The following is a 666-nucleotide window of genomic DNA, read 5'->3' as shown; positions in this document are numbered from 1 at the left end:
AAGAGTCCAACGTTCACTTTCTTTGGCGTAAGCTGCGCCCAGATGCCCTGCCAGTACCGCAGGCGGGAAGCGGGTCTCGCCTGCCCCCTCGGGATGTATACAGCGGGATGAATCGAGATGACGAACTGCCAGAACCGCTCCTCCAGCTCGTCCATATTCGCCCGCCAGCGCTTGACCCAACGCCAGACCGTACGGGTGGACAACGGGCCGACGGGAGCCGGAATACTGCGTGATGCCTCCTCCAGGGAGTACTGTTCGTCTACCTTTGTGCACACAGACTCCTGGGCATCCCAGCTGAATCGCTCATAGCGACCGACGAAACTAGGGAGTACACTACATGTTCGTCTGCACCCCGAATTTGCGCAGATGAAACGGAACACCGGCAAGCTGCTCTCCTGCTCGCCTGACCACATCTTGCGCTTATACTGGCCGTGGCTATGGAAAACGGTATGCCCGCAGTGTGGGCACTCCGGTGGCCGAATGTAATCGAGGTCAGGAGCCTGACAAAATTGCAAATACGACTGGACATCGTCGAATGGGGCGCTGTAATATAGAGACATAGCCTATAGTTGTACCCGGGGAACCGGGCACGGGAAGAGAGACTCGGAGGCGGGCAACCTACAGGGTCTCTCTTCCTTTTTTCACCTCCCGCAATGATTGTCGTTA

The 666-nt window shown here is 57.2% G+C and carries 1 protein-coding gene and 1 pseudogene; both read right to left on the bottom strand.

Annotated features, from left to right (window positions below):
• Window positions 1–275, bottom strand: a 275-nt coding sequence (locus tag AC4ED1_RS14705; protein ID WP_490939878.1) for a hypothetical protein, incomplete at its 3' end; no start/stop codon positions are given.
• A 24-nt stretch (window positions 276–299) separates the two neighbouring features.
• Window positions 300–413 (bottom strand): annotated as a pseudogene (locus AC4ED1_RS14700) (hypothetical protein); the annotation flags it as partial.
• Window positions 414–666: the final 253 nt, after the last annotated feature.

This window comes from Effusibacillus sp. SKA8, from assembly GCF_058273125.1.
Note: the sequence above shows the minus strand (reverse complement) of the source record. Positions and strands in the feature narration are given on the sequence as shown.